Below are 17753 nucleotides of genomic sequence, written 5' to 3'. Positions count from 1 at the left end.
GGTTTTGTGAATATTATAGATTAAAGCATTCAATCTCTCCTGCAGGACAAATAAGAAAATTTCATTACAAAAAAGAGAAAGTTATGAGAACCGTGTATAGTCTTATTTTTATTCTGATTGTTGTTTTTCTGCCGTGCTGTGAAAAAGCGCCAAATATTTCGGTCCAAGATAATTTTGAGCGGGCCGAAGCGCAATACAAAATCATGCTGGAAAAACTTGATAGCTTTGATAAATACCCAAGAAGTCTGGAAGATGATTCGTTAAAGCTAATTACATCGTCAGACTGGACAAGCGGATTCTTCCCGGGTTCGCTGTGGTATCTCTATGAATGGACTGGAAATGAAAACTGGAAAGAGGCCGCTCAAAATTACACGATGCCTCTAAAAGATGAGCAATACAATGACAGCACTCATGATCTCGGATTTATGATGTATTGCAGTTTCGGCAATGCGTTTCGCCTTACCGGGAATCGTCAGTATCGGGATGTTCTGCTGCAGAGCGCGCAAACGCTGATCTCCCGGTACAATCCGATTGTGGGTTGTATCCAATCCTGGGACTGGTCCGATCAGTGGCAGTATCCGGTGATCATTGACAATATGATGAATCTGGAGCTGCTGTTCCGGGCTGCAAAGGAACTGGGTGATTCTACATTTTATTCCATAGCCGTGTCGCATGCCGATCACACTCTAAACAATCATTTTCGCGAGGACTATAGCACCTGGCATGTTCTGGATTATGATACAACAACCGGCAAGGTGCTTTCGCGTGAGACTCATCAGGGATACTCTGACGAATCGACCTGGAGCCGCGGACAGGCGTGGGCCTTGTATGGATACAGCATGTGTTATCGGGAAACCGGGTATGAACGCTATCTTGATCAGGCTGTCGGTATCGCTGATTATGTGATGACGCATGAGAACCTGCCGGAAGACGGTGTGCCCTATTGGGATTTTAATGCCCCTGATATTCCGGATGCTCCGCGGGATGCTTCTGCGGCGGCTATCATGTGTTCCGCGCTGTATGAATTGTACCAGCACAGCAACGAAAAGGCGCACCGGCAATTTGCGGACCGGATATGTGCTTCACTGTCCGGGGAAAAATACAAGGGCAGAGAAGGCTTTATTCTGGATCACTCGGTGGGCAGTAAACCGAGTGATTCCGAAGTGGATGTGCCTCTGAATTATGCAGATTATTATTATTTGGAAGCCAATCTGCGCAAGTCTGAGCTTTGATGAAAGCGGCGTTGTACATTCACATTCCCTTTTGCCGAAAAAAATGTCCGTATTGTGATTTTTATTCGGTCGTGGATTGCGACCGTATGACCGCATTCATACGTGCGCTTGAAACCGAGATACAATATTATGCCGGTACGATTTGGAGTGAGTATGAATACGTCAGTATTTATTTCGGGGGCGGCACTCCTTCTCTCTTAGCGCCCGGGCAGGTGCATTCGATCATTAATATGATCAACAAGCATTTCAGAATTGTCTTTGACGCAGAGATTACACTCGAAGCCAATCCCGGTGCTGTATTTTCAAAACATTTAAAACAATACAACGCCGCCGGGGTTAACCGGATCAGCCTGGGCGTACAAAGCCTGGCGGACCCGGAGCTTTTAAAATTAGGACGGATTCATGATGCGGGTCAGGCTGAAAAAACGCTTGACCTGGCCAAACAGGTTTTTGATCAGGTTTCAGTCGATTTGATTTTCGGCATTCCCGGGCAGACGATAAAAAGCTGGCAGAAAAGTCTGGACAAGGTATTGGATTATGAGCCTGAGCATTTATCGGTTTACGGGTTAACATTCGAGCCCGGGACTCGGTTTGAAATCGACCTGGCATCTGGTCGTTTGAAACCTGTGCATGAAGAGCTGGAACGATCATTATATCTGACGGCACATTCCGTGTTGACCCGCTCCGGTTATCAGCATTACGAGTTGTCAAATTATGCCGGACCGGGGTGCGAATCGCGGCACAATCAAATGTACTGGACCGGGGACGCTTATCTGGGACTGGGGCCCGACGCCCATTCCTACAGTCCTCCGGATAAGCGTATGGGGTCTGCAAAAGACCTGGCCTTGTATTTGGCTGAACTCGGACAAAACGGTCAACCGCCGGTTGATCTTGAAGTTCTGAGTTTTGAACAGCGGCTTGTAGAATTTGTCATGCTCCATTTACGCCGGCGCCCGGGAATCCCGTTGCAGGGCTGGACACATTTGACCGGTACTGATTTTTTGCAGGCCTTTGAATCGGTAATCTCTGCTCTGGGAACCGAAGAGCAGACGGAGCCTTTTGAGATTTCTCCTTCCGGCAGTTATCTGGTTATCCATCCGGGGCATTTGTCCCTTTCGGCGCAAGGTGTGTTGCTTTACAATACCATAGTGCAGCGTTTTATTGAAAAACTATAAAAATATTTTTTTATTGATTTTTTATTAATAAATTGACTATATTCAAAGGATACAAGATTTTAAAAACATTTTTATTACTTGACATTAATTACAAAATGATTTATATTCAAAAAAGTTCAGTTTATGAACGTATCCACTATATGAATCTATGCCACTGATAAAGAACCTTTCAAAATATTTCGGTGTCGTGAACCGATTTATAGTCATACCATAACGAAGTATAGGAAGTATAGATAGTCTGTACAATATTTACAATACTAATAAATAAGTAAAATTAATAAATAGTTAAAGCTGAAAGACGAAAGGAGGTGAATCCGGAGGGAGAACATGTTTTTTTTTAGCATTAGGTAATTAATTAATGGGAACTAAGGAGGTACTCTTCATGAGAAGTGTGAACAAAATTGCAGTGGCAGTCATTTTACTTGCCGCTCTGCTGCCGGTTTCGTTGTTTGCAGCCGTTTACGGAAAGATTTCTGGCAAGGTTGTGGACAGTGAAACAAATGAGCCTTTACCAGCTGCTAATGTTGTGGTGGTAGGTACGGACTATGGCGCAGCCACCAATGTAAACGGTGAATTTGTGATTCTGAATGTGCCGCCGGGACAATACAGTGTACGAGCTCAATTCATTGGCTATCGTCCGGTGACATACGAAGAAGTTTTGGTCAATGTCGATTTGACCACACAATTGACATTTGAATTACCCGCAGAAGCGATTGCGGGAGAAGAGGTTGTGATTACCGCAACCCGTCCCCTCATCAATAAAAATGCCACCAATGAAACCGCGATTATGACCTCGGAAGACATTGAAAACATGCCGTTGCGGTCTATGGCCGGCGCCGTTGCCACCAATACCGGTGTTGTGACGGCCGGCGGTGACATGTACGTCCGCGGTGGTCGTGCCGACGAGGTTGCGTTTTACGTCGATGGTGTGTACAGCAACAATCTGCGAACCGGTCAACGTGTGGGCACGGTGCCCGTGACGTCGCTGGAACAGATCAATTATCAGGCGGGTGGTTTTTCCGCGGAATACGGTTTTGCGAATTCAGGTGTTGTGATTGCCTCCACAAAAAGTGGCGCCAAGCAATTCAAGCTCTCCGGTGAAGTGATCACAGATGAATTCCTGAGCAAAGAAGAAGATTTTCTGGATACGTATTCTTACGGATACAATGTTTACAACCTGTCTGTTACAGGACCCCTGCTGAGCAACAAGATTTCGTATTTTGCTTCTGTAGAGCATTCTTATGAGCAGGATCGTAATCCCAGCGCCAGCGGCCACCCCGTGCTTGACGGGAATTACACCTATGATGAAATTACGCTTTCTCAGGCCGAGTTGCAGGAAATGGGTGTTCCTGAAGAAGAATGGATCCTGCCCGTACGCATGCAAGAAGGCCCCCTGCCCGGTAACTGGGTGAAAGAATGGGCCTTTAACGGCAACCTTCAGTTTGACCTGAAACCTGTGCGCATCAAGCTGGGTGGAAACGCTTCTTTCCAGGATTGGCGCGCTTATAGTCATTTCCGGTCTCTGGGCAGTATTGAGGACAATTACGCCAGAGAGGATTACAACTATTCTGTCTATGGCAAAGTGACTCATACCCTGGGTCCCAAGACGTATTATGAAGCCACCGCGTACTATTCTGCATTTGGCGATGAGGACTATAATCCGGATGCGAAACGCCATATGGCGGATTATGCGGACAAGACGGACTTTAACGACAATGGTCTTTTCAATGACTTTTTGGTGGCTGACGGTATACCCAGAAGCAGTTATTACCGACTGGGTTCCGGTATCTTTGCGCCGCCCCATTATCCGGCGTTGGCTTACAACCTGAACAGAGCCAATGTATTGGGTGGAAAGCTGGACTTTACCCACCAGATCGGAACCACTCATGAAATCAAGACCGGGTTCGAATACCGCTACAATACCATGCGGCGTTACAACACCCAGTCTTATCGTCTGGCTGGTACATTCTCAAACAATCCGGATATTGATCCCATCAATGCTTATCGTGCCGCTTATACGGAGAATTTCGGATATCCGGTTTATTTCGACGGCAATGAAGTGGATCCATCCGCAACACTGGATGAGGGACGGGATGCGGCCAAACATCCGCTGATCGGCGCGTTCTACGTACAGGACAAGATCGAGCTTTCAGATCTGGTCTTGAATCTGGGTCTGCGTGTCGATTATATGGATGCCAACGACCAGACCGTCAAAGATCCTTATGATATCCAGATCGAAAATGGTTTGATTGCCGAGGAATCTCTGACTGAGACGGAAGCGCATATCAATGTGAGTCCGCGTTTGGGTATGTCCTTTCCCGTAACCGACCGCACTGTATTTCACGCACAGTACGGACAGTTTGTACAGCAGCCGCAGTTGCAGTTCCTGTACACGGGATGGGCCTATTACGCCGCACAGCTGGTTCAGGGTAACCAGGTTGACATCGGCAACCCGGATCTGGCACCGGTCCGCACCACATCCTATGAAGTGGGTATCGGACAGCAGCTGAGCAACACCTCTTCATTGAGCATCACAGCCTATTACAAGGAAATTTCCGATAATGTGGTGCTGAAGAACCGCGTTGGCGCATCACCAAGCACTTATGCTCAATATCAGAATGGTGACTATGGTGTTGTCAAAGGGATGTCGTTTACCTATAAACTGCGCCCGACCAATGGTCTGCGCGCCAATTTGAATTACACGCTTCAGTATGCCAAAGGAACCGGATCAACTTCTCGCGGTAACTTTTATGTGACCTGGATCGGTGATGAATATTATCCGATTTTTGTCTCCCCGCTGGATTACGATCAGCGCCATACCTTCTCCGGTAATCTCGATTACCGTGTGAGCGGCTGGGGCGCCAATTTGCTGTTCCAGGCTGGAAGCGGATTCCCCTATACACCCAAACGTATTGCTGACACCGTATTTGGAGCCACCAACTCGACTTCTTATCCCGTGGGTGGTGTGAATTCGGTTTACACCGACTGGACTTACAGTCTTGATTTACGACTGGACAAATCATTTGAGCTGGCAGGTGTTGATATGAACGTTTACGTGTGGATCCTGAATGTTCTGGATACCAAACAACCGTTCAATCGACGCGATGACAGAGGTCAATCTTACGGCAGCGGTATCTATGAAGCGACTGGTCTGCCGAATGATAACGGTTGGTTGAGCACGGCTGACGGTCAGAATTGGATGTCTCAGTATGAAGGCGACAATGCTGAAAATATGTATCGCGCGTTCATAAATGATCCTAATAATTGGGAGACACCGCGTCAGATTAGACTCGGTTTGCGTTTCAGCCTGTAATCTTAAGTGGTTTTTCAGCTTCAAATGAAATAAACAGGAGACATAATTATGGATAGAGTTGTCAGATATTTGACCATTCTCTCGGTTCTGGCCTTTGCTGTGACGATTTTTTTCAGTCCTCCGGCTCTGGCGGCACCGAAGAATTCAGAGAATTTGTCAAAAACAGCCACCCTTTCGGATCATTTTGAATACAATGCAAATACGATCGCGTCCTGGGTGACCAATAATGGTAAAATTGTAGATAATGATGTTGTAGGCGGATCCGGTATGGAATGGCCGGCCGGTTCGGATAAAACCATCGATTACGCTTCCGGTCTTTGGATCGCAGGCAAAGATGAAGATGGAAGCATCCGCACCGCCTGTGCTGAATATGCCAGTGAATTTGTGGCCGGCCCCATTATCAACGGCGCTCCGGCTGATCCGGATGATCCGGCTTATCGTATTTATGTCATCAACAGCGACGGCACCGGTGACTGGGACGAATGGCCCTTTGATCAGGGCGCGCCCTATGAAATGGTGGACGGCGTGATGACACCCAAATTGACCGGTGATCAGACCTTGTTCTTTACGATCAATGATGCTGATCCCGCAACCCATGCCAACTTGTTTAATACCAAACCGATGGGCCTGGAAATCCAGACTTCGGTTTTCGGTTATAACGCCAAGAACGCATTGGGCAACATGATGTTTGTCAAATGGGTGATGATCAACAAATCCGAAAACGACTATGATTCAGTCTTTGTAGCCGTTTGGGATGATCCCGATCTGGGTGATGCAGCCGACGATTTGGTTGGTTGTGACACCACGCTGGGTCTGGGGTACTGTTATAACGGCAGTCCATCAGACGCGACGTATGGCGGCGCGCCTCCCGCTCTCGGCTTTGACTTTTTTCAGGGTCCGGAAGTGGATGGAGAATACCTGCCTATGACGGCGTTTTCATATTACTGGAACGGCGCTCCGGATCCCTATGGCGATCCGGAAAGTGCAGCGCAATGTTTCGAGTTTATGAAAGGTAATTTAAGTGACGGCACTCCGCTTGTCAATGAGGTGACGGGTGATAGCACCAAATTCGCTTTCACCGGCGATCCGGTTGACGGCACCGGTTGGGTGGATTCATCTCCCGATGACCGCCGTTTCATGATGGCTTCCGGTCCGTTTACGTTGGCCGCCGGCGACACTCAGGTTATCGTGGGCGCGAAAATTATCGCTCCCGGATCCAATAATCTGGATGCCATTAGTAATTTGAAGAAATTCGATGCTTTTGCCCAGCTGGCGTATGACAAGGATTTTGATCTGCCGACACCGCCGACCCCGGAAATGACAGTTCAGGGTCTGGATAACCAGATTGTCCTGGTTTGGGCCAATGATCCGGCACAGGCTGCTGAAATCGAAGAATTTGATAAAGACGGCTATACGTTTCAGGGATACAATGTCTACCAGGGCGCTTCCGTTTCCGGTCCATGGCAGCGGATTGCAACTTATGATGTTGTTGACGATATTGAAGGTCTGAGTGATACCTATTTCGATCTGGAAAGTGGTGTACAGCTCAGTGAAGCCGTTGCTTTTGGCAAAAACACCGGTATCAGTCACAGTATGGTATTGGAACAGGATGTGCTTAGCGGCCTGCCGTTTGATAATTATAAAAAATATCATTACGCCGTCACGGCTTATGCTGTTGCTCCAGATGCATACCCGAAAGTCTTTGAGAGCGGTGTTCGCGGTGTAACCGTGTTGCCCGGCGAATACCTGGATGTCCAACTGACCGATTCCACAGAGGTGGGTGATCAGATTGTCGCTGAACACGTTGCCGGACCTGGTGATGGTGATGTGGTCGCAGAGATCATGAATCCTCTCGAGTTGAATGGTCACGATTATCGGGTGACATTTGAAGAAATAACACCTGATCCGGAGCATCCGGAACAAACTCAAATCGTATGGCATCTGTACGATATCACCGATCAGAAATATGTGCTTAAAAATCAGAAAAACCAGAATGACGATCAGAATTATTTTGTCGTTGACGGTATGATGGTCAAAGCCCAGGGTCCGCCGCCGGGAATCAACAGTATCGTTGAAATCAACCCGGAAACCGGTGAAATCGCTGACGCCAATTTATTGGCCAGTCTGAATAATTACGGTATTTCTCAGGGATGGCCGACAATCGCGATCTCGGGAACCGGTGATGCGGATCCGGCAAGCATTGACCGATTCGGCACCATGTCCCCCAAGGATTACGAGATCATCTTTACCGATGATGACAGTACTCTGGCATGGAGTTATCTCACAGATGCCGTACTTGTCGATGAAAACGGTAATCCCGAATTTTTGCCGTTTGTCATGAACCGCATTGATCTGGACGGTACGGTCACCCGTCTGCCCGTTTGTGTCTATGATATCGATGACAACGGCAAATGGGAACGTACCTTTGGCGGTATTTTCGGCACACCTGCATTTGAACCCCTTTATGTTTATGATAATGCAGAATATGATCCGGCAAAGGTCGATGAATATATTTCAACCGGTAATGGTACCGAGGCTCCCGGTTATGGTCCCTGGGGCGTCACGTATCCGGCCGTCAACCGCTTCACCATTAATATGTATTACGATTATGGTAATGCATCTGAAGGTGATCTGGATGAAGATGGTGTGTTTTACGGACCGCCTGCCGCGGGTGAATATATTAAAATTGTCACCAACAAACCCAATACACCAATGGATGTGTTTGAGTTTACCGCCAGAATGCCGAATACCGGCGCTGACGTCGCCAAAGCACAACTTGATAAAATTAAAGCTGTACCGAATCCATATTTCGGATTTAACCCGGCAGAACGCAAACCGACCAACAGAATTATGCGGATTACCAACCTTCCCAAAGAAGGCGCAACCGTTCGTATTTTCGATTTGGCCGGTAATTTGGTCAGTGTAATCGATGATCAAGACCGTCAGGCGCAGGGAACAGATGGAGCAACATACGCGGAATGGGATCTCCGTAATGAAGCCGGTGTACCTGTAGCCAGTGGTATGTATATCATGTACGTGGATGTCGAAAGTGTCGGTTCGACCACGCTGAAGGTGGGCGTGATCAATCGTGCTGAACGACTGCTGTACTACTAAACATGATCATCGTCCACAAAGACGGAGATTTACAAAAAAGTGAAAGGAATGTAATATGAGATACAAAACGTTTACTCTTTTCGTTGTTGCCTGCGTTCTGCTCCTGGCGGGTATGACGGCGTTTGCCGGCAATCCCAAGCAAACCGGCACCACAGGAGCATCGGAATTGCTGATTCCCGTGGGCGCTCGCTCAACTGCTTTGAGCGGTTCCAATATCGCCACTGTGAGCGGAATCGATGCTGTCTATTGGAATCCGGCCGGTGGCGCTCTGGTTGAGGGCCGCGCCGAAGCCATATTGTCTTATCAGAATTATATCGCCGACCTGAATGTCACCTATTTCGGCGCTATTGCCAATATGGGACAGGTTGGTAATTTCGGAATGTCCATAAAAACAATCTCTTTTGGAGATATTGAACAAACAACCGTTGATAATCCGGAAGGTAATGGTCTCACCTACTCTCCGAACTATCTGACATTGGGTATGCACTACAGCCGTAAATTCACGGATAGAATCCAGTTTGGTATTAATGGTAAAATGATCTCTGAAAAGATCATGTCCGTTAAAGCCAACGGGTTTGGTTTGGATATCGGCTTGCAGTACAGAAATGAAAACGGACTGCGTCTGGGTATTGTCCTGTCAAATTTCGGAACCAGTATGAAATTTGACGGCTCCGACCTTGAATACCGGGTTTCTGATCTGGAAGGATCGGTTATCAATCCGGGCCGCAAAGGCGAGTACTATAATGATACACCGGCCAGCTCTGTTTTTAAATCAACATCGATGGAATTTGAATTGCCGACCCAGTTAAAGATTGGTATTGGCTATGAACTGGCGATTAATGATGAGAATATGCTTTCTCTGTCCGGAACATATGCCAACAATTCTTCCTTCCTCGATCAATACATTGCAGGTGTTGAATATTCATTTAACAACATGTTCTTCCTGCGAGGATCCTACTCGGTCGCTTATAAACTCGGCCTTGAAGGCGAGGATGATGAATTTGTAATGCAGGGTGACAACTATCTGTACGGTCCTGCTTTCGGCGCCGGCTTTAATCTCAGCGCCGGACGTGACTTTAATGTCAAATTCGATTATGCCTACCAGACCACAGAGTTCTTTGATGACACTCAGTGGTTCGGTTTTACATTCGGATTCTAAACAATACTTTTATCTGATGTATAAAGGGCTGATTCGTATGAATCAGCCCTTTTTTTTAATCTTTTCTCCCTGCCGGCTCTGATGAATGGAACAACACATAAAATTCAGAGTAAAATTACTCAAAGACAGGATATGTTAATAACCTGACCAAGTAAAGGTGATATAATGGTTCGTTGTATTTCATTTTTAGCTGTAATATTTGTTATGGCCAGCTTTGTTTTACCCGTTCAAGCTCATAAAACACTGAGAGCCAATTTAGACTGGGCGGTGTTTCAAAGCGGAGATCAACCGGTCCTCGAATTTTATTATAGTTTTCCCAAACAGGATCTGAGTTATGTCAGTACCGAAGATTCTTTCCAGGGGCTTTTTCTGGGAACTCTGCAGTTTTATCAAGATGATTCTTTGATCCAGAAATTCGCATGGAAAAATCAATCCATCATTGCAGACACGAATGCCATTTTAAACAGCGAGCTGCTGGTCGATCAATTGAGGTTTCAACTGGATCCGGGAGATTATACGGGTAAATTTATCCTGCAGGATTTACACCATCATGAACACGTCGATTCGCTGCAGTTCGGCGTTAACATTGAAGAAACAATCCCCGGCTTTAGCATCAGCGATCTCGAATTGTCATCTTTGATCAAGCGTTCTGAGGAACATTCCCCGTTCTATAAAAATACCTTGTCTGTCACGCCGCATCCTTCTCTGATCTATAACGAATCCGTTCCTATGTTGTTCTTTTATTCCGAGCTTTATAATTTACCGGACGCTGTTCAAAACGACTATGAAATACGTCATAAAGTCCTGGACAAGAATGGTAAAGCTTTGAATAAAATAAAGCCGGTTATAAAAAAGCGTGAAAAAGCGGTGAATCCCCAGGTCGAATACGGATTTATAAATGTCGGGAAATTGACTTCCGGGATTTATCAGCTTGTTCTGGAGGTGGGTACTGATGACAGTCTGATCGGCCGGCAAACTAAAGAATTTTATGTTTATCAAATTAATGAGGGGCAGCAACCTATCGTTGATCAATCCATGCAAATGAGCCGGTTTGCCACGATGGACTCTGTACTCATCGAAAAAGAATTTGATTACATTTTATATTTGCTGAATAAAGAATCCCGGGTCACCTGGAAACAGATTGATGATATTGACTTGAAACGCACCTTTTTGTTCAATTTTTGGAAAGCCAATGACCCGGTTGCCGATACACCTGAAAACGAGTTTCGTGATCAATATTTAGAACGGATACGTTACGCCAATGAACATTTTAGAGCGTTCAAAAAACCGGGATGGAAAACGGACCGGGGCCGTGTACTTGCGGTTTACGGTATGCCCAATGAAATTGACCGGACCCCGAACGAAGCCAACCGCGCCCCTTATGAACGTTGGGCCTACCATGAGCTGCAGAACGGGGTTGTTTTTATTTTTTCAGATTTGCAGGGTAATAATGACTATGAACTACTGCATTCCGAGCTGGACGGCGAGATCTATAATCCCAATTATATGAGCATTATTGAAAAGGGAAGTTATTAGCCAAAAGGGCCATTATGAATGGCCTTTTTTTATTTTAGAACAATGATCTTGCGGGTTTCTTTAACATTGTCTGAACTCAAGCGGATAAAATAGTTACCATTCCCCACCCATTGATTGCTGGAATTTATTCCTTCCCAGGTTATAGAATGCACACCTGGAGCCAAATTTCCCTGAAATATCGTTTTGACATGTTCTCCCCTTATATTGTAAACATTTATCGAGCAGTTTGATAAAGCGTTCTCGGTATCAACCTTTATTTGTGTACTGCTGTTGAACGGATTCGGATAACAGGGCTGCAGTACCCTTTGGTCCGGCCTATTCACTTTACTGACGCGTGAATCTGTTTCAAACCACTCGAAAACACGCGAAATTAATATGTAGGGGGATATATACATTGGTTTTTCATCGAGTTCATGTACCGGAAATCCAAACATCACTCTTTTTGAATTTGCATCCAGTGTTACAGCAGCGCTTTTATCTGAAAGGTCATAGTAAAACACAGATTTGCTCCGGCTGGAGGGAACCAGAACATCCGCATTGTTAAGAACTGACACAAACATCCCGTTACCAGATTCTGAAATATGATTTCCTGAAATCCCGGTAATTCCTTTGGCGTTCATTGCCGCTCCCCAATGAATGTCGAATGCCTCTTGAAAAAAGGATCTGTTCATCATGCTATCAGATATCTGGTTTGTAATCAGACAAATATCTAACGATGACAATTGATTTAGAACCTTTTCTTGAAATTCAGCAGAAAGGGTGTCCTTTTCTACTATGCATAGCAAATGAGTGCGAATGTCCAGTTTGGGTTCATCATTCGGTAACGAAATGTGATCATAAAAAAGACCAAGACTGTCGAGGATTGAGAAATAAACGTCGCGTTCCGGGTTTGACAAACCCTTGTCGGCAAACAAAATCGGAGCAAATCCAACTGCAAGCGTGAAATCAAAGGAAACAGAATCAGTAGGTGTACGGGCTGTCAGTGTGAAATCCGTTTTCTGCGGCATAAAGTATTCAGGCGCTTTAATTTCAAAGTCGAGTTGCGTTGCGGACAAGCTTTCTATAGCCGTCGTGATGTCTTGAGGTGTAATAGCAATGTCGGATTGCGCACTTTTTAGCACAAGAGTCAAATCATTAATGACTGGTCCGCTGTTTTGCAGAGAAAACGACAGTGTTGCGGTTTCTCCGGGTTCAACACGGGAATTGTTTGCATCGATCACATCTATAGAGTTGAGAGAAAGATTTCCGGTGGCTGTGTTATGCTTCAGGATTTCGTAGGTATAATCGATCGCCTCGCCGGTTTTCGATGTGACGGACGGGATGAGGATGAATTGATCGCATTCAGCTGGAATATCAATAAAGGCTTCCGAATTTGATACATAGACGGGTTGCAATAGCGTGTAAATTCCGTTTATACTGCAAAGCCCCTGTAGTTCCCAGTCATATCTGGAATTTAAATTGAATAAAGCCCGTTTGGATTCAGTCGAGTTGTTGTAGGCTCTGATATAATTGGCTGCAAGATGATCCGGGCGTTCATTGACGGGAGGAGCCTGATTTATGACCGGCAATTCTGTATGCAGGGCCTGAATAGAGACCTGAGGATAGTAACGGGCTTCATCATAGTGGGGCAGATTCGTTGAATATCGATAGCCTGTGAAATAGTTCCAGCGAGTAAATTCCTGAAAGGCATCATCCAATGTGACTTGCCTGTTCGCAAGGAGATCTCTTGTGACATTATAAATGCTATTGTAATAGTTTGCGTTTTCCCATATTTCCTTTATAATATCAATATCATATTTCTGATGAAGAAAATGCGGCCAGATACAGGCTGCATAAGCGTGAGCGTTATTGTCCCAGGTCTGCAGAGATTTCCAGGGAGAGTTAAAAAATGTCGGCAGGTAACCATAGTAATCGTTTACATCATCGTAAATCAGGTCTTCAATCCAGACCGCAGAAGCTTCCGTGAACCAGACACTGTTTATATCTGCAAAATAATCCAGACCGTAGGCAAACTGGACCGCGTGAAAAAATTCATGTGCTGCTGTAACCTTGGCCAGTTTATCGGGAGTTTGATTCTCATCAAAGGCAGCATTCAGCTGAATATGGCTGGTGTAAGAATCATAACCATCATATTGGTCAGAGCGTGAATCCGGTGACGTTAATCCCAGCGTATCCGCGAGAGACAAATAGACGTCATAGCGGTCGTTTCCCCCACGCCCACCGTCTGATGGCGGAGTTAGATAGCCAAGTGAATCAATGATAAAGGCATAACTTTTCTCAAAATAAGCGCCTGTCCGATTGACAAAGTCTGGATGCGAATCTTTTGGTGATACATCAACATCATGTTGATAAACGATAGGACGAGTTTCAGTATTGTAATGAATCCTGAAATGTCCTTCAGGGGTATCGTAAAATGACTGCATAGTCGGACGGGACATGACATGGGATACAATGTTTTCAAAGTTGTTTTTCGATAGAGAAGGAGAATTGAGCAATTCATGGACAAAAAACGTGCCGCACTTTGTATGCTTTCTTTTTTCAAGCCGTTGATGTTGTTTTGTACTGCTTGAAAATTCGGCAGAGTTGATAGGATTGCGCTGTTCTTTCCGTTGATTGGAGGATACAGATCTAATCATAAAGAACACAACGAAAAAGATGAATAAAAACGAGTATGTTTTTTTTGCCATTTTCATAATAGTAGAGACACCTGAAACCAGGGATTTAATCCCTTTAATTTAATCCTCGCGGCTTAAAAATACAAGCTTAAAAAATATTTGATTTTATAAAAAAAATATATTAAGTTTACAGATGGGAGGCCGCAAAATGGTTCCATGCTTCCGCAGTCATTGAGCTTTTTAACTATTTGGGGAAAGGGGATGTATGAAAATTACTGAAATCTGTGTCAAATTACGCGACGAACACAAGTTGAAAGCGTTTGTAAACGTAACCTTTGAGGACGCTTTTTCCGTAAAGGGAATGAAAATTATCAAAAGCAAGAGAGGGTTGCTGCTCTGATGCCGTCAAGGCGAATGAGAAGACGGCAGCACAAAAGTATATTGCGCATCCGATTTCAAGAGAATTCAGGGCTGAGCTTGAAAAACGGGTATTCCGGGAATATTACAGGTTGCTTGAAAAGGATTCCATCAACGAAAATGAGAACCTGTTCAAATGTTCCGAGGTTTCTGTATAGATAGGCCAAGCCTGACATACAGTTGTTACGATGCGATGATCGCGGTTGGTTAAAAATGCCGCCCTGTTGTTGGGAATTTATTCTTTTAGCTTGATATTTTAACCCAATTTCCCTATAATGCGTTAATCATAATAAACTATCACTGCAACGAGGAGTTACATACGGCTGAAGACAAAAGAACAGGCGGCGTGAAACCGTATGTTCCCGCTACCAGTACAATGCGTGAGTCTCCTTCAAGGCCTTGTTCACAGGTGCGATACTCGCCATTATTCTGGGCGCCGCAAATACCTATTTGGGATTAAAAGCCGGAATGACAGTGGCGGCAACATTTCCAGCGGCTGTGATCGCAATGGCTGCTTTGAGACCTTTCAAGGGTACTATTCTTGAAGAGAATTTGGCTCGAACCACCGGCGCGGTCGGCGAAGCTCTGGCGGCCGGAGCCATTTTTACCATACCGGCCTTTGTTATTTCAGGAGTATGGGATAATTTTGATTACTGGACCAGTACGTTTCTGATGCTTGTGGGTGGTATTTTGGGTGTTTTGTTTATCATTATTTTAAGACGCACCCTGATTGAAGACGATACCTTGCCCTTTCCGGAAAGCAAAGCCTGCGCAGAAATTGTCAAAGCCGGGCAGGGCGGTCAATCCGGGGCCAAATTTGTATTCGGTTCCATTGGGTCTGGCTGCCTTGATCGAATTGTTTAAAAATGAAAACGGTTTACGGATCATTAAAGACAGTGTGGCGGGATTTGCCACGTTTAAAACTTCAGTCATCCGATTGCTGGACGGAAGCAGCAATATCTATGAAACCGCTGCCGGGGTAAAGGCGAAACTGAATTATGAGGGCGGCATGATCATGCAGAGCCCTTCATCCTCACCCGCATTTTTGGGGAGTTGGATATATTATTGGATTTCGTCTTGCTGCCATTACTTTTTCCGGTGGTGTGTTCGGATGGTTGTTCCTGATGCCGCTCGCCATTTTTCTGATGGGAGGCCAGGTTGAACCCTTTGCTCTGGAATTTGGTTGGCTAACCATTGCCAAAGCTGCTTACAGCTCGACTATAAAACCCATTGCAGTCGGTGGTATGTTGGTTGGCGCTTTTTATACCTTGTTTTCCATGCGCAACAACCTAATTACAGGAATCAGACACGGACTGGCTGATATTAAAAAAGCCGGAAAAGAGGATGGAACAAAATCCCGATTGGACAAGGATTTTCCCTTTGGTCTCACCTTGATGGCTATCGGCGTCCTGATTATTTGTATGATTATTTTATACCAGTCTTTCAGTCAAAATTGGGGCTCTGCTATTCTTGCCGCTGTTGTTATGGGCATTGCCGGATTCATTTTTGCGGCTGTTGCCGGATATCTGGTCGGTATTATCGGCAGTTCATCCAATCCGATCTCAGGTTTGACATTGTCAACACTTTTAATCGCTGCTGTTCTGATGATTCTCGTGGGCATGCGCGGGAATCCTGGAGTGGCGGCTGTACTGGGTGTGGCTTCAGTTGTCTGCTGTGTTGCCGGCGTAGCCGGAGATATGATGCAGGATTTAAAAGTGGGCCATATACTCGGCGGGACTCCCTGGAGAATGCAGGCCGGTGAATTGATCGGTGTGGTTGCTGCTGCATTTGTTCTGGTCGTCCCGATTATGCTGTTACATCAGGCAAATGGAATCGGAAGCGAAGCGCTCCCGGCTCCTCAGGCTGGTTTGATGGCTATGATGAGCAAAGGAATTGTAGGCGGCGAAATGGCATGGCCTCTGGTTATTGCGGGCATGTTGTTCGCCATTGGTTTGATCCTGATTAAATCTCCTTCGCCCATGCTCATTGCCGTTGGAATGTATCTGCCGTTTAAAACCACATTTGCCATTTTTATCGGTGGCCTGATCAAATATGCTGTTGATAAAATAGCAGAGAAAGATATTGAATCAGAAGAAGACAAAACAAAAGTTGACAATAACGGATTGCTCATTGCTTCAGGACTGGTCGCCGGAGAAGCCTTGATGGGAATTGTGCTTGCGGCACTGGTGGTTGGCAATATCCATCTCAAAGACATATTTGGTTTGCCTGCAGATTTTAAAGGATTCTGGTGGCTCGGTTTGGTCGTTTTTGCAATTTTAGCCTATGTCCTGATCAATTTTCCGTTAAACGCTTTGAAAAAGTCCAAGCAATCATGAAAGACAAAAGTGAACAAGAAAAAAATGTAATGACGATGGTTCCGGCATACAATACCGAGTTTGAGTATGCGGATGATAAAGTTGTACTGCTGGAACCAAAGCTCAAGAGTAAATTTTTAAAAAAGCATTTACTGCCGCGCATGAAACGGTCGCATTATAAAATACATCTGGATGATTATGGTACTTTTGTCTGGAAGCAAATTGACGGCAATCGGACGGTTTTTGATATTGCGGTTCAACTTGAGGAACATTACGGAGATAAGGTTGAACCCGTGTATGAACGCCTTGGTATGTTTATTAATATGCTCGCCCAACGAAAGTTCATCACGCTAAATTGATTTTCAGCCCCAAATATAGAGGAGGACCCAAGCAGGTTCTCCTCTGTTTATTTCAAAAGCAGGATTGATCATGAAACAATGCGAAAAGGCCGCCTATACTGTGATCAATAAATGTATGGCGCTAAAGAGCAAGGAAAGTATATTGGTGCTTGCCGATGATCCATGTATGGATACAGCAAACATATTATATGAGATTTGCTCCAGGCGAACCAAACATGCCGCTCTGATTCAGCTTCCGGTGCGACGCAGCCATCTTGTCAGGGGAGTTGGCGATATGCTTAGAGCTATGGATTGCGCTGTACTTTTAACCGGGGAAACTCTGTCCCATACACCTGAACGGCGCCAGGCTTGCAAAAACGGAGCAAGAATCTTAAGCATGCCGAATATGACTCGGGAAATGTTCTGCCGGCTTGCTTCTATGAACTTTGAGAAAATTGCCCGTTTGAGTCAAAAAGTCTCGGATATATTGAGCATGGCTCATGATGTACATGTCAGTCACCCAATGGCACCGCATTAAG

Annotated in this window: 11 protein-coding genes and 1 pseudogene; 11 read left to right on the top strand and 1 reads right to left on the bottom strand. The window is 45.5% G+C overall.

Going from position 1 to position 17753, the window contains the following annotated elements; genetic code table 11:
• Nucleotides 1–83 precede the first annotated feature (83 nt).
• The 6 genes from U5R06_20540 (at nt 84) to U5R06_20515 (ending at nt 11529) form a co-directional block, all read left to right on the top strand.
• Entirely contained in the window at nt 84–1232 is a 1149-nt protein-coding gene (locus U5R06_20540; protein ID MDZ7725134.1) for a glycoside hydrolase family 88 protein, read from the top strand.
• Nucleotides 1232–2407, top strand: coding sequence for a radical SAM family heme chaperone HemW (gene hemW, locus U5R06_20535; GenBank protein ID MDZ7725133.1), 1176 nt, complete (start codon nt 1232–1234; stop codon nt 2405–2407). Before U5R06_20540 ends, hemW begins: the two co-directional genes overlap by 1 nt.
• Before the next feature lie 382 nt (nt 2408–2789).
• Complete coding sequence (locus U5R06_20530) at nt 2790–5720, top strand: TonB-dependent receptor (GenBank protein MDZ7725132.1); 2931 nt, start codon at nt 2790–2792, stop codon at nt 5718–5720.
• 48 nt (nt 5721–5768) lie between these two features.
• Complete coding sequence (locus U5R06_20525) at nt 5769–8834, top strand: hypothetical protein (protein ID MDZ7725131.1); 3066 nt, start codon at nt 5769–5771, stop codon at nt 8832–8834.
• A gap of 55 nt (nt 8835–8889) precedes the next feature.
• Complete coding sequence (locus tag U5R06_20520) at nt 8890–9993, top strand: PorV/PorQ family protein (protein ID MDZ7725130.1); 1104 nt, start codon at nt 8890–8892, stop codon at nt 9991–9993.
• Nucleotides 9994–10158: 165 nt separating this feature from the next.
• Entirely contained in the window at nt 10159–11529 is a 1371-nt protein-coding gene (locus tag U5R06_20515; GenBank protein MDZ7725129.1) for a GWxTD domain-containing protein, read from the top strand.
• 29 nt (nt 11530–11558) lie between these two features.
• Here U5R06_20515 and U5R06_20510 read toward each other — a convergent pair whose 3' ends face one another.
• Complete coding sequence (locus U5R06_20510) at nt 11559–14222, bottom strand: MXAN_6640 family putative metalloprotease (GenBank protein MDZ7725128.1); 2664 nt, start codon at nt 14220–14222, stop codon at nt 11559–11561.
• Nucleotides 14223–14409: 187 nt separating this feature from the next.
• Here U5R06_20510 and U5R06_20505 point away from each other — a divergent pair, with 187 nt between their 5' ends.
• The 5 genes and pseudogenes from U5R06_20505 to U5R06_20485 all read left to right on the top strand — a co-directional run bounded on the left by U5R06_20505 (nt 14410) and on the right by U5R06_20485 (nt 17752).
• Nucleotides 14410–14544: a septation protein SpoVG family protein gene (locus U5R06_20505; protein ID MDZ7725127.1), complete on the top strand. Its 135-nt coding sequence runs from the start codon at nt 14410–14412 to the stop codon at nt 14542–14544.
• A 416-nt stretch (nt 14545–14960) separates the two neighbouring features.
• Nucleotides 14961–15425 (top strand): OPT/YSL family transporter, encoded by a 465-nt coding sequence (locus U5R06_20500; protein MDZ7725126.1) that lies wholly within the window; start codon nt 14961–14963, stop codon nt 15423–15425.
• Nucleotides 15426–15610: 185 nt separating this feature from the next.
• Nucleotides 15611–16897, top strand: a pseudogene (locus U5R06_20495) (oligopeptide transporter, OPT family).
• The gene (locus U5R06_20490; protein MDZ7725125.1) at nt 16894–17235 is read left to right on the top strand and encodes a PqqD family protein; all 342 of its coding nucleotides are present in this window, start codon (nt 16894–16896) and stop codon (nt 17233–17235) included. Before U5R06_20495 ends, U5R06_20490 begins: the two are co-directional and overlap by 4 nt.
• A gap of 70 nt (nt 17236–17305) precedes the next feature.
• Complete coding sequence (locus U5R06_20485; protein MDZ7725124.1) at nt 17306–17752, top strand: hypothetical protein; 447 nt, start codon at nt 17306–17308, stop codon at nt 17750–17752.
• Nucleotide 17753: the final 1 nt, after the last annotated feature.

It is taken from the genome of candidate division KSB1 bacterium (genome assembly GCA_034521575.1).
Lineage (GTDB): Bacteria > Zhuqueibacterota > Zhuqueibacteria > Residuimicrobiales > Krinioviventaceae > JAXHMJ01.
The sequence above is the reverse complement of the archived record's forward strand: the minus strand, read 5'-3'. Positions and strand labels throughout refer to the sequence as shown.